Annotated in this window: 8 protein-coding genes; 4 read left to right on the top strand and 4 right to left on the bottom strand. The window is 57.7% G+C overall.

Going from position 1 to position 13148, the window contains the following annotated elements:
* Nucleotides 1-589 precede the first annotated feature (589 nt).
* From SFX18_01140 to SFX18_01130, 3 genes are all read left to right on the top strand, one after another.
* A complete protein-coding gene (locus tag SFX18_01140; protein ID MDX1961724.1) occupies nucleotides 590-1486 on the top strand; it encodes an NAD(+)/NADH kinase in 897 nt (298 codons plus the stop codon).
* A gap of 65 nt (nucleotides 1487-1551) precedes the next feature.
* The gene (locus SFX18_01135) at nucleotides 1552-3012 is read left to right on the top strand and encodes a hypothetical protein (protein MDX1961723.1); all 1461 of its coding nucleotides are present in this window, start codon (nucleotides 1552-1554) and stop codon (nucleotides 3010-3012) included.
* Nucleotides 3013-3445: 433 nt separating this feature from the next.
* Entirely contained in the window at nucleotides 3446-3643 is a 198-nt protein-coding gene (locus tag SFX18_01130) for a DUF433 domain-containing protein (GenBank protein ID MDX1961722.1), read from the top strand.
* Nucleotides 3644-3693: 50 nt separating this feature from the next.
* On the opposite strand, the gene SFX18_01125 is transcribed toward SFX18_01130, so the two are convergent.
* From SFX18_01125 to SFX18_01110, 4 genes are all read right to left on the bottom strand, one after another.
* Nucleotides 3694-5016, bottom strand: coding sequence for an ATP-dependent 6-phosphofructokinase (locus tag SFX18_01125; GenBank protein MDX1961721.1), 1323 nt, complete (start codon nucleotides 5014-5016; stop codon nucleotides 3694-3696).
* 155 nt (nucleotides 5017-5171) lie between these two features.
* Nucleotides 5172-7931 carry a phosphoenolpyruvate carboxylase gene (gene ppc / locus SFX18_01120; GenBank protein ID MDX1961720.1) on the bottom strand — a complete coding sequence of 920 codons (2760 nt, stop codon included), beginning with the start codon at nucleotides 7929-7931 and terminating at the stop codon, nucleotides 5172-5174.
* Between the two features lie 453 nt (nucleotides 7932-8384).
* A complete protein-coding gene (locus tag SFX18_01115) occupies nucleotides 8385-9770 on the bottom strand; it encodes a hypothetical protein (protein MDX1961719.1) in 1386 nt (461 codons plus the stop codon).
* 339 nt (nucleotides 9771-10109) lie between these two features.
* Nucleotides 10110-11177, bottom strand: a complete 1068-nt coding sequence (locus SFX18_01110) for a polysaccharide biosynthesis/export family protein (protein ID MDX1961718.1) — start codon at nucleotides 11175-11177, stop codon at nucleotides 10110-10112.
* 490 nt (nucleotides 11178-11667) lie between these two features.
* Between SFX18_01110 and SFX18_01105 the strand changes: the two genes are divergently transcribed.
* Nucleotides 11668-12927, top strand: a complete 1260-nt coding sequence (locus SFX18_01105) for an exosortase/archaeosortase family protein (protein MDX1961717.1) — start codon at nucleotides 11668-11670, stop codon at nucleotides 12925-12927.
* The last annotated feature ends 221 nt before the right edge of the window (nucleotides 12928-13148 follow it).

Raw genomic sequence — 13148 nt, 5'->3', positions numbered from 1 at the left:
ACGAGTGACGGTACCGCCAGCTACTCGTAAATATGTTAATAATTTATTTGCTCGGTCAAGGCAAGTCAATCAGCCAGGTAAAAAACAAGTACGTAACAAATTCCTAGGGCCGCAGAGCGGTTGGAGGCCCTTTGTTGATTGTTTACCTATCCACCCCGTAGGCTTCTAGTGCCGCGCACACCGGAACAAGTTCCGGTGCAACTCCCCCTTCGTTCTCTTCGCTTCCTTTTGTTTAACTCTGCTCCCTCTGCTTGCTCCTGTTCACAAAAACACCGCAATCCATTTTTTAACAGGAGGTAGCAGAGACAGCGGAGGAATACTATTTGCAGTTTTCCCCCCTCTGCTCTCTCTGCTTCCTCCTGTTTACAAATAACAATTGCGTCTCCGGCCCTGCCGATCAACTCGCCCACGGTTTTCTTACCGCTCCAACCGTGGGCTAGCGCCCTGCGGCTGATTGTATGGACGGTCCACTCTCCGCGATCATCCATTTTCCATTCGTCAAAAGCTATTGGGTTGACTATCATGAAATTGGCTCCTGTTTCCCGTAAAATCGTCACACGATTTGAACCGTCCCTTTTCCGCGTGCCGCATGGATTCCCCCTCCGTCCCTTCCTGGTCGACTCCCCCCGGTCCCCGCGTGCTGCTGCTGGGCCGGACGGGCAATCCGCGCATCGCGGCGGAACTCGAGCGTTTTCGACCTGAATTGGCCAAGCTCGCCCAGATCATCCATTGCGATCTGGACCTGCCCGTGGCCGAGCAGGACAACCACTCCCTGGCCACGGTCCCCGCTGCGGACTTTGCCATTGTCCTGGGGGGGGATGGCTCCATCCTGCGGGCCGCCCATCGCCTGGGGGAGCGGCAAATTCCGATCATTGGCGCAAATTTGGGCAAGCTGGGTTTTTTAGCGGATTATTCCCCCGACGACTTGCTAGCTATTTTGCCCGCGATCTGCGCGGGGCGGTATCGGGTGGTGCGGCATCTAATGTTTCGCTGCGAAATCCTGCGCAAAGAAGAAGTGCTAGCAAGTACCCTGGGCCTGAATGAAACGGCCCTCCTGGGGGGACCGCCGTTTCAAATGCTGAACATCCATCTTCGCGTTGACGCTGAATGGGTGACGTCGTATAGTTGCGACGGTTTGATCGTCTCCACGCCGGTCGGTTCGACCGCCCACAACTTGTCGGCGGGGGGTCCGATTTTGCGAAAAGACCTGCGGGCGTTTGTGATTTGTGCGATTAGTCCACACACGATGACCGTGCGTCCGCTGGTGGATAGCGCCGAGCGGGTGTACGAGCTGCTGGTGGACCAGCCGCACGAATCGACCTCGGTGGTGGTGGATGGCCGGGTGTTGGGGCGACTGACGGCCGCGGACCGGGTGCGTATCAGCCAGGCGGGGACGCATTTTCAATTGATCGAAGTGCTGGGTCGCAGCTACTACCGCACCTTACGCGAAAAACTGGGCTGGAGCGGACACGTGCGGCCAAATTAGGAAATAGCCTGGGGCGACAGATTTAGCCAAATTGATTCAGACGTTCTCGAAAGGAAGCGAGTGCGATGCAAAAGTTGACAAACAGCTCTTGGGCTGGTTATGGCAAGAGCCTGACACTGGCCGCGGTCGTGGGGATCTGCGGGACGAATTGTTGGCTGCCGCCAAGTGTTCAAAGCGCCGAACCCGCGGCCACCACTCCCCCTTCGGTATTAAAAGCTCCTATCGCGCAGCAGTCCGCCACGCCCCCCCGGGCCGCGACGACTGTGGCCCCCTCAAATACCAAAAGCCAAGCAACCGCTAAGGCCCCCGCAACCGCCAAGGCCGCACCAGCCAAGCCCGCCCCCGTCATCAAGCCCCCCGCCAAATCAACCACACGGGCGGGGAGCGCCCAAACAAATAACAACCAGCCAAAAAGCGCACAGCCTCGCGGCGCGCAGCCTAGCAACGCCAAAGCAACCAACGCAAAAGCAGGCAGCGCGGCCACGGGCAAGAACAGCCCCACAGCGGCAAAGCCCGCTCCTTCCCCGCAGCCCGCCACGGCCGCGACCACCAAACCAGCGCCCGCCGCTCCAACCAGCACCGCGCAGCCCACCACGCCGAGTACCACCAGCGCCGCCAAGGCGGGGGCCGCTACTCCTGTCACGCAATCGACGACAAACTCTTCCACTGCGGCAGGCAGCGTTTCCGCCGCGGCTGGCCAACCCGCCAAAGTGGAAAAATACACGCTGCAATACAAATTTACCGCCGGCGAGGTGGTGCGCACCCGCCTGACCCAGCAAACGCGGGTCGAGACGACCATCTCCGGGACATCGCAGGTCGCGGAAATCGCCACTGTCTCTGACAAGCGTTGGAAAGTGATCGCCGTGGACGAAGCGGGGAACGTAACCTTTGAAACGATGTGGGACGCCATCGACATGCGGCAAAAAATGTCCGGCCGCGAGGAAGTCCGCTACAACAGCCGCACCGACAAAACCCCTCCTCCGGGATACGAATCCACCGCCGCCATGATCGGCACGCCCCTTTCCCGGTTAACCATCGACCGGACAGGCAAGGTCCTCAAGCGCGAGTCCACCTCCGAACAATCGGCCAAAATCCACGACAGCGGCACCTATCAGGCCCATCAGCAGGTCCTTGTCCCCCTTCCCGCCCAGCCGGTCCACCTGGGCCAGCCCTGGTCGACGCCGATTGAGATCACCGTGACGGTGGCGGATCAACCGCGCGTCTATCAGGCCCGCCACCGCTATCAACTGGACAAGGTCGAAGGGGGCATTGCCAGCATTTCGTATGAAACCGTGCTGCCGCCGATCGACAATCCCGAAATCCGCAGCCAGGTGATCCAAAACCTGGGCCGGGGGACGATTGAATTTGACCTGCGCGCCGGGCGGATCATCAAGCAAGTCACCAATGTCGACGAGCGCGTCGTGGGCTTTCATGGGCACGACAGCAGCATCTATTTTCTCAGCAAATTTGCGGAGGAATCCCTGACGGAAGAAAAACAACCCTCCGTGGCCCAAAAAACCCGTTGACATACAGGTGTACAGTATGTATAATAATCTTTCTAGCTAAACTTAGCGCGGTTAGAAATTTGTGAAGGCATTCAGTAATACTGGGTTATTTCCGCATGACGCAACCGCGTTGCGGTAGGTTCCCTCACCCCGGCCCTCTCCCAGTGGGAGAGGGGGTATTCCCAGGGTAGTCGCTGCGCGGCAACCCAGGGCTGAGTTCCGTAACCGCTTCGCGGTAGGTTCCCTCACGCCGACCCTCTCCCAGAGGGAGAGGGAGCACCGCAACGCGCCCTGTTCAATGGTAATACTGGGTAACTAAGCCCACGGGTTGAAGCGCAAGCGAACAACCCTGGGAAAAAGAACAAAAGCCAAGGAACTCCTACTCCACTGGAGTTGCGTAATCCCTTAGTAAATTGGGTTAAAACCGCGCTATAATACATGCGATTAGTCTTACATGATCTTGTCATCCGTGATTAGCAGCGACCCCGCAATTCTGGGCGGTACACCGGTGTTTCGTGGTACCCGCGTCCCAGTCCAGGCACTGTGGGATTATCTGACCGGGGGAGACACCCTGGCCGAATTTTTAGATGATTTCCCCACCGTCACCCATGAGCAGGCGGTGGCGGTGATGGAAGAGGCGCATGAGTTGTAAAATCGTTATGAATCGCTAGATGGCGTTTGTGGACCGCGCGCTGGACTTTTCTACCGCATGACCGGCGGTTGGCCCGTGGATTCTAGCACGCTCATCCACAGGTCGCCGTTGGGATCGACGGTGTTGCGCCCCTGCACGCACAGCGAAATCGGCAAATGCACAAACCGCCCCCGCCAGCGGGCGACGACCAGCTTTGTCCGACCGCACATGGCCGCGTGCACGGCATTGTGGGCCAGCCTCAGGCAGAGCACCGCGTCAAAGGGGCTGGCCGGCACACTGCGAATGAGATAGCTGGGGTCGATATATTTTAGGTTGCATTCCGCGCCGTTCCGCTTAAAGTCGGCCTGGATTTGCTCCTTGAGAAATGTGCCGATGTCCGCCAGCTTTACATTGCCGGAGGCGTCGTATTGAGGTTCCCCCTGGCGGATGAGTTCTTGCCCGGCCCCCTCGGCGACGACGATCACGGCATGGCCGCGGCGTTCCACGCGTTCCCGTAACTGGCTTAGCAGCCCCCGTTCCCCCTCCAGGGCAAAGGGGATCTCCGGAATCAGCACAAAGTTGGCGTCATTTCGCGCCAGCGACGCATAGCAGGCGATAAAACCCGAATGCCGCCCCATCAGCTTTACCAGGCCGATGCCATTGGGCGCGGACTTGGCCTCGACATGCGCGGCGCAAATCGATTCCGCCGCTTGCGAAAACGCCGTCAAAAAACCAAAGCTTTGCTCGATAAACAATATATCGTTATCGATCGTCTTCGGCACGCCCACCACCGCGATTTTTAGGTTGCGCTCGAGCGCGGCGGAGGCGATGGCCTGCGCCCCGCGCAGGCTGCCATCGCCGCCGATCACAAACAGCGCGTTAATGTTCATGCGCTCCAGGCAATCGACAATTTCCTGCACATCTTGCTCGCCGCGGGAACTGCCCAGCATGGTCCCGCCGATTTCATTAATATGGCCGACCATGTCGGGCGTCAGGTCCAGCACATCGCGGCCATAACGGGGAATGAACCCCTGAAAGCCGTTGCAAAAGCCGTGGATCCGCTTGACCCCATAATGAAAGTATAACTCCATGACGATGCCGCGAATGACATCGTTAAGTCCCGGGCACAACCCACCGCAAGTGACGATGCCTGCGCGGGTTTTAGAAGGGTCAAAAAAGATTTTTTTGCGCGCGCCCGCCGGTTCAAAGCCGGGCAAATGCTCTACCCCGCACTGCCGCGCCTGAATCGCATGCACGCAGTCGTCGTACAGCACGCGGTCGGTTTCCTCCACATTGTTATAGCTGATTTGTCGATGTTGCAATAACGGCAACAGCGGCGAATCAATCCGACAAGGACCAAGCGTCGTAATCGTGAGTTCGTCAGCGGTGAGCATGGTGAGGGAGGGGAGATGGGAGTAGGTCCCGTCCGCCGGACGGGACAAGTGCGGTGGGAGGTGGATAGTGGGGAGGTGGGAGACGGGTCGCGGGAGTCAAGCGTAGTGCTCTAACTCCCCATTCTTAATTATTAATTTTTAATTTTTAATTTATCTCACCCCGTCGTGCGCATTCCCGCGGCGATCCCCTGCACGGTCAAACGCAATAAGTCGCGCAATTGCTCGCGTTCCTCGTTGGCAATTTCCGGCAAGGCCCGGCGGCGGCGCAACAGCTCTATCTGCAGCATGTTGAGCGGGTCGATGTAGGGATTGCGCACGGCGATGGATTGATGCAGCCACGGCGTGCCGGCCAGTGGCTCGGCCACTTGCATCATCCGGTCCACCACTTCGCGGGTGCGGGCATATTCGGCGGAGATTCGCTCCCATATCGCCGCGCGCAGCCCTTCGTCCGTGACCAACTGCTGATAGCGGGAAGCGATCCCCAGGTCGGCCTTGGCCAGGGCCAGGGCCGCATTGTCCAGGGTCGCCTGCCAGAACGGCCATTCGCGGTACATCCGCGAAAGTGTCTCCAGCACCCCGGGATCATCCGCCGCGCGGCGGGTGATCGCCAGGCCCAGGCCATACCACGCCGGAATCAGCAGGCGATTTTGCGTCCAAGAAAACACCCAGGGAATTGCCCGCAGGTCGGCCAGGCTGCGTTCTCCGCGCCGATGCGCGGGGCGCGAGGCGATGGGAAGCTGCTCGATCTCTTCAATGGGGGTCCCTTCGGAAAAATAGCGGATAAAGCCAGGATAATCGACCAGCTCGCGATACGCCTGATAAGAGAGCGCGCTAAGCTCTTCCACCAACCGGGGCCATTCCGGGGGAACTTGCGCCCGGGGTAGGCTGCTGCCAATCAAGGTCGCCCAGGTGACTTGTTCCAAATGGCGAAACGCGATTTGCGGGTCGTCGTACCGCTCGGCCAGAACTTCGCCTTGTTCGGTCAGGCGTAATGTGCCATCGAGCGCGGCGGTGGGCAGGGAAATAATCCCCCGCGCGGCCGGTCCGCCGCCGCGTCCCAGCGAGCCTCCCCGCCCATGAAAAAACGTGATTTGCACGCCGCGCGCGGCCGCGGCGTCGTGCAGGGCGCTTTGGGCTTGATAGAGGCCCCAACAGGCGGATAAGTATCCCCCGTCCTTGGTGCTGTCTGAATACCCCACCATGACAATTTGGCGGGAGTTTTGTTTTTGCAAATGCGCGCGATAGACGGGTTGATCCAAGATGGCGCACAAAGTCTGCGCCGCGCGTTGTAGATCGCCGATTTTTTCAAATAACGGAATGATCCGCAATTCCGGACGAACCACATAACAGACGGTATCGCGGGCGGAACTGGTCTCGTTTTGGGCCCAGCGCCATAGCCACAACACGCCAAGCAGGTCGCTGGGGTATTGCGTCAAACTGACAATAAAACCGCCAATGGTGTCCGGCCCCAGGTATTCCAGCACGCGGCGCAGCAGGCGAAACAACTGCAGCGTGTCGCGCGTTAAGGGAGACAAGCGTTCTTCGTTAAGGGGACCGGCCCAGGGCATGGTCCGCATGAGCAGGGCTTGTTTTTCTTCCTCGGACAGGTTTTGGTAATCGGCACAAAGCTGGTCGGTGGTCAACAGTTCGTGCAGCACCTCGACCAGGCGGCGCGAATCCTGCCGCACATCCAGCCGCGATACCTGTAGTCCAAAAACCGCCACCAAGTCCCGCCACTGAAGCAATTGCGTCTCAAGTAATACCTTTCCCCCTTGCGCCAGCAGAGCTGATTGCAATAACTCTAGATCGGCCAGCAGTTGGCTTCCTTGGGCATAAGCTCCGGGGGGAAGCACGTCATTCCAGGATTGCAAATAGGAATTTTTGAGCTTCCAGCGGATAATTGCCAGCCATTGACGGAGTTGTTCGCGCGGGTCCAGGTTTTTCAGTTCTTGCTGAACCGCCGGCCATTGTTTGCAAGCGGCGTCAATTTCATTTTGCAACCGTTCATCCGACCCGCATAAGCGGGCCGACAGACTCAGGGCGTCAAACAACCGCTGGCATTGCTCATACTGCAAATCCAAGGCGGCGGTGCGCAATTTGAGCAAGGTCTCCGCCGTGACCGGAGCCGTCACATGCGGATGGCCGTCGCGATCCCCCCCAATCCATGAACCAAACCGCAAAAATACCGGCAGCCGAAAATCCACGCCCGGATAATACTGGGCGAGGGCGTTCCGCAGGGCCGAGTAAATTCGCGGCACGGTTTCGACCAGGCGGGGAGTGATCGACAACCCGCGCGCGACTTCATCCAGCACGGTGGGACGGCGGGTTTTGAGAAACTCGGTCTCCCAGAGCGATGTCAGCTCCGCGCGCAAGCGTTGCTCCCATTCGCGGCGTTCGCGGGGAAGCAACTGATCGTCATCCAGGCTTTCCACCGCTGTTCGCATGCGGCGCAGCTTGGCCCGAATGGCCCGCCGCTTGGCCTCGCTGGGGTGGGCGGTAAAGACCAACTCGATCGATAGTTTGTCCAGCGCGGCCTGGACCTGCGCGGGATGCCAACCCGCCTCGCGCAGGGCCAAAATGGCCGCGGGAATGGATTCGCTCACGGGCTGGGGATGTAGCGAACGCTCTCGTTCGCGCAGGACCCGCACCCGCTGGCGATCCTCCGCCAAATTCGCCAGATCAAAAAAAACCCCAAACGCGCGGGCTAGGGGCTGCATCTGCCGCGGATGCAACTGCCCCAGTAGACGCGCTAGTTCATCGCCAGCGGCGGTTTCGCCTCCCCGCTGGCCACGCGCCAGTTGACGAACCTGTTCCACCAAATCCAGTGTCGCGGTTCCCGACTGCTCGGTGATAATTTGGCCCAACAAATCGCCCAACTGCCGGACATCCCGCCTAAGTGAATCTTGAGTTTGCATATTCCGCCTGTGAACAATCGCACCAAGAAATTTCCGCCCCGGAGATATCAATTTAACTCTTTTGGGCGTGGTTGAATAACCCTCACCCCGCAACGGTCAGGTCGATAGATCCGCGACAAGAAGCGACCAACAAAAATTAATGGGCAAAGATTATGCCAAAAGTCCGGGCGATCTAAAAAACCGCGCCTCCGGCATTCTCAGAGATACCAATTGCTGGGAGCGGTGAGAGAAAATATATAAGACTGTGGCAGGAAATAATTCCACTCACCCGGGTCAGAAAATGATTACGGCATGAAATTTCGAGCTATTTGCACAAAAAGCGGGCATGGTTGCGGGAGATGCGGGAATCGGGTTATTCCAACATGACTACGCAACCTAGCTTTGATTATGTGCCAATACATTTTCCCCCGATTTGTACGGTTAGAAAATATCAACAAGTATTAGTAACGATCTTTAACGAAGAGGGTTGCCGTGGCTTTTACCCCGCAAGGGTGAACTGCCACTGCGGGGGGGCAAAGGTTGAGCGGCGTTTGCCGCGGAAGATTCGGGAACAAGATTTTGAGCGGGCTGCACGTGGGGATCGAGAGTAGAGCCTGACGCGCGATTCTGCTCGGATCGGGGGGGAGTGGCCAACTCTGAAAAACTGGCGGGGTTAACCAATCCATCACTGGTCGGAGATTCAGACTGGGGCTTGATCCGCAGACTGGTGGTGGGTTGTCCGCTGGGGGGGACGGAACTTACCCCGCTTGCCGCTTCCGTTATCCGTACCGTTTGGCTGGACGTGTTTATAGGGGGTGTGCCAGCCGGACGGATTTTTTCCACGGATCCCGCGCGGGGCTGCTCTTGATTGCGGACAGGACTGGGGATCGCCGCCACCGCATGCTGTGACACAAAATCCGCGCTGGCCAACGGTCCCGTGGAAGGTGTGGTAGGCTGTTGCGGTTTTTCCTTTGCAACTGGCGGAAGTTTTGGTCCCGCGTCGGGAACGGATACATGTCCCGCCAAGCGCGGACCGCCACGGGAGGGCACTTCTTGAATTCGCAAGGCTTGATCCAGACTCAGACGCGGATTCCCGCTCAGGGGCGCATCTTCGGGTCGTAACGCGGGGGGTAAACCGGCGGACGCGGGATTTTGCAATTCCGCTAACAAGTTACGGGCGGTCTGGCTGGGAGAACCACTGCGGGGCGTACCAACATTTGTCCGGGCCAACGGCATTTTGGTGGACCGTGGGGAAGCCGGAGGGACCACCCGCGCCGAGGGGGTCAGTTCGGTTTGCGGCAATTTTAACACCGGTGGGGGACTATGATCGGGCAATGTGGCCAGTTGTGGCAAACGCCGGGAAGGCTTGTTGCGGGGTAGCTGGCCCATCGGGGGGAGACGTTCCACCGGTGGTGTCGCCGGAACGGTCCCCCGCAACTCGGGGGAAAGCTCGGCGTCGGGAAAGGGATTGCCGGGAACCACGGGTGTCGCGGGGTTAACGCCATTTGGCTGAGTGGGACTGGCAGCCGCACCCCCGGGAGGTTCCGCGGCGGGAAGATCCAGTTCCGTCTTGGGGGGAGGAAGCTCGCTTTTGGGGGCATTCACCCCTTCGTAACGGGGCTTGGGGGGAGGACCTTGCTCTGTCCCGGGCCAGGGGCGCCAACGCGTTTCATGAAATCCATTGGTCTCCCGCTTGGGAACGCAAATTCCATCAATACAGCCCGGTTCGCGATGGTAGGGCATTCCCGGTCCGCCCGCGAATACTCCCGCGGCGGCCATAAAAATCGTACAGCTCATTCCCCAACCGGTGATCATCCGGCTGAGCAAGCGGCGTGTAAGCAAGCGTTTAGTTGGTGACATACAAATTTCCCTCAAAGGAAACGCCGCCGGCGTATGGTACGCGTGGCGTCAATAATCTTATGTAAATGTTACAGTTCGTTGGCGAGTGGTGTCATACGGGCTTCATGCCCAGTCCCCGGCTCGTTACGCAGTGAAAAGCAACTCATCTGCCTTCAATTGAACGTTTTCTGGCAATGGCAGCCGCTGGATCACCGGCCTCATGCGCCGCTCCTAGTGCCGTATCAACATATCGTGTTGCCTGAGCCGTAGGGTCCTAGCCACACGGTTGGAGCGGCAAAAACCGTAGGCCCGCGCCCCGAGGTTGATCTGCCAAACTCACATTTTCAACTTAACACAGCGCTAGAAACCCGGGTTGTTTTGTCCTTGCAACCCTCCTGGAAAGCGTTGTCCCGTGGCGACGACATTGGACCCTAGGATGGTAACGCCCAGAATCCGTTCGAGTGGGTCAAAGAGTTGAGTCAAGCGGGAATCGACCGCCGACATATGCTCTTCGGCAATAAATACCCGGTCGCCGGGCATTAACTGGTAATTGGTGGCTGTTTGTCCGCCGCGGACGATGTCGTTCCATTGGACGGGTAATACCTGGTCGCATTCCTGTCCGCTCGGAGCGGGACGGGCAATCCAAATTCGCTTATCCGAAAACCGGGACAACCCGCCGACATTGGCGATGGCATCCAGGACGGTCTCTTTTCCGGTGATGGGAAATCGCTGTAAATTGTCCCCGGAGCCCGCCCCTTCGGAAACAACGTAGTAAACCTTGCTGTTGTACGCAAAGATATCCACCGAAATGATGGGGTTTTGCAGATACTGCTGCAAATGCTCCGTGATTTTCTCCTGGGCCTCGGAGATGGTTGATCCCGCGACATAGACCATCCCGTAGGTCCCCAGATTGACATAGCCATCGGGACCAACCAGGCGCTGACCGGCAATTTGGGCCTGTCCCCCCGACAGCAAAAGTGTGATGCTGACTTGCGGTTCGCGCAAGGTGCGGCTGAGAAACTTTTCGACTTCTTGAATAGCTTCGTCAATGCTCAGACCCGCCACTTTTACCCGGCCATAAGCCGGTCCCAGGTCAATCGCCCCATTGGGCGACACACTAAATTGCCCGTTGATGGGTTGGTCCTCAAAGGTGCCTTCCACCTGCACGTACAAGATATCAAGCGCCTCGATCCTAAATGGCTCCCGCGGAACGATTCGCAGGGCGTCGATCAAAATAATATCCGGCGGTTCCAGCCGGTACTCTGGCAATTGGACATAGTCCTGTTCCCGGGCCACGGCGGAGGGTTGATCGCCGGGGAGCTGGTAGCGCGAATTAAGGGTATTGGCACGGCAGCCCGCCAGCATCCCCGCGAACAGGCAGATCCAGGCGAAAAGTCGCAGCGATCCGGGGAGACGATAGGGGGTCATGCAACGCCACATCTCAGAAAAGTGCATAATTGAACGTTCTTGCTGAACCGTTCGTTACAGCCGGCGTAATAGTCCCTGGGGAAAATCCGCCCGCGCAATTCATACAGGCATTAAGATCGGTCAACCCCGCCTGGGACTTTGCTGGAAAAGCGGATTAAACCGGAGAATTCTTGAGAAAAATTTACGCCAACGGTCATTTTTACCCGAATTACCCAGACTACCATTTTTATTGGGATTATTAGCCTTTTGCTGGTTTCTTGACAGCTAGTCAAAATCTGCTTATGGTCAAATTTGAGTGAGTCGAAGCAGCACGGGCAAAATTAGTTTGGTTTGAACCTAGTTTAAGAAAAATTTTGCCCCGAGCACCTCCGGGTTGGGACGTACCCGGACATTTCCCCCCACTGTCAACTGGGGCGGATAGAATCGGCATTTTCCCTGGCAAGAGACGGGGAGGGTGTCCCCTTTTCCCCACACCCGCGCGATGGCACCTATGTCTGATCCCCTCAGCGAAATCAAAGCGACCCTGCAAAAATTCCGGGAGTTGCCGATCCTGCAGCAAATCGTGATGGGTTTGCTCAGCCTGACCATTCTCTTTTATTTTGTGGTGTGCTTTTTTAAGCCGGAGATTGGTGGCGAGTCGGGACAAAAGCTGGAATTTTCCAATAGCATCTGTTTTTGGGTCTCCACGGCGCTGTGCGGGCTGGCCCTAGCCTGCTGTGCCGCCGACCTGACGACCAGCATCAAGCAGGGAAACACCGTCCGCTCCAGCTTAAATCTGTCGCTGATGATGCTGACCCTGGTGGTTTTTTCTTATGCCTACGAGCTTTACCGCATCATCAGTTCCTGGACACGGCTCGAGTATGAGTCCGGGTTTTTGATTCCCATCATGGCCGTCGTGGTGTTGTGGGTCTGGCGGCGGGAATACAAACCCGCGGAAACCTGGGAGGCGATTGTCGGGCTGGGGATCATTTTAGCTTGTTTAATTGTGCGGTTTGTCACCGTCTACGCTTACCGTTCCGAGCAATTTGCCCTGTATTCCTCGGTTTTGGTTATTGCCGGCTTGGTGATGCTGTTTGGCGGCTTGAACATGCTCCGCTGGACTTGGCCGGGGATGTTGCTCTTGCTGTTGGCGATTCCCTTTTCCAGCAAAATGGAACGCCTGAGCTTTGACAATCTGCAAAAATTCTCCACCCGCGCCAGCGTTTACGCCATGGAAACCATGGGGGTGGATGTCACCAGCAATGGAAATGACATACTTATACGCCGCGATAACGAAGAGAAAAAACTCAGCGTGGCCGAGGCCTGCGCCGGTTTTCGCGGCATGTTGACCCTGCTGTCCATCACGCTCTGCTGGTCGTTTTTGGTCAACGTGGACCTCTGGATAAAAATCGTCATGGTGGCCAGCGCGCCGGTGATTGCCATGGCGGCCAATGTCGTGCGAATTATCCTGCAGTGTTTTGCCTCCATGATGTCCGATGGCGCGGGGCAATTCTTTCATGATTATGCCGCCGGTTTCGTGGTTTTTCCCATTATGTTCGGATTGATGTATCTCGAATATGTAATTCTGCGAAACTTGGTCCTGGATGATGAACATGCCACCGCGATCCCCATGCGGTCCATGACTCCGGCCAGTACCCTGGGGGCCATGCCCAATCCCGCCAGCGCGGGAGTCCCCATCGCCGGTCTGGTCCCCCCCAAAGCCCCTGTTCCTGTCAACAAACCCGCGATACCGCCGGTGTTTAAACGGTAGGCCGCGCGACGGTCGTCAAGGGTTGAATGACCAAATAAATTCCGCATATTTCTGGATTTGCGGAGCGTAACGGACAGAACTTTGAACCAGTGGCGTGCGTATGTAGAATGACAAAATGTTCACTTTTCACCACATCCCCTCCTCGGGAAGTTGCCCTTTAACACCATGCTTACCCTGGCGGGACATTGATAGGAAGCCATTCCCGGCCAGTTGCATTTTTA

The sequence above is a fragment of the Pirellulales bacterium genome (assembly GCA_033762255.1).
Lineage (GTDB): Bacteria > Planctomycetota > Planctomycetia > Pirellulales > JALHPA01 > JANRLT01.
The sequence above is the reverse complement of the archived record's forward strand: the minus strand, read 5'-3'. Positions and strand labels throughout refer to the sequence as shown.

Coding starts and splice junctions, on each gene's coding strand:
- SFX18_01135 (MDX1961723.1), top strand. CDS start 1,552: ATGCAAAAGTTGACAAACAGCTCTTGGGCTGGTTATGGCAAGAGCCTG.
- SFX18_01130 (MDX1961722.1), top strand. CDS start 3,446: ATGATCTTGTCATCCGTGATTAGCAGCGACCCCGCAATTCTGGGCGGT.
- ppc (MDX1961720.1), bottom strand. CDS start 7,931: ATGCAAACTCAAGATTCACTTAGGCGGGATGTCCGGCAGTTGGGCGAT.
- SFX18_01115 (MDX1961719.1), bottom strand. CDS start 9,770: ATGTCACCAACTAAACGCTTGCTTACACGCCGCTTGCTCAGCCGGATG.
- SFX18_01105 (MDX1961717.1), top strand. CDS start 11,668: ATGTCTGATCCCCTCAGCGAAATCAAAGCGACCCTGCAAAAATTCCGG.
- SFX18_01110 (MDX1961718.1), bottom strand. CDS start 11,177: ATGACCCCCTATCGTCTCCCCGGATCGCTGCGACTTTTCGCCTGGATC.
- SFX18_01140 (MDX1961724.1), top strand. CDS start 590: ATGGATTCCCCCTCCGTCCCTTCCTGGTCGACTCCCCCCGGTCCCCGC.
- SFX18_01125 (MDX1961721.1), bottom strand. CDS start 5,016: ATGCTCACCGCTGACGAACTCACGATTACGACGCTTGGTCCTTGTCGG.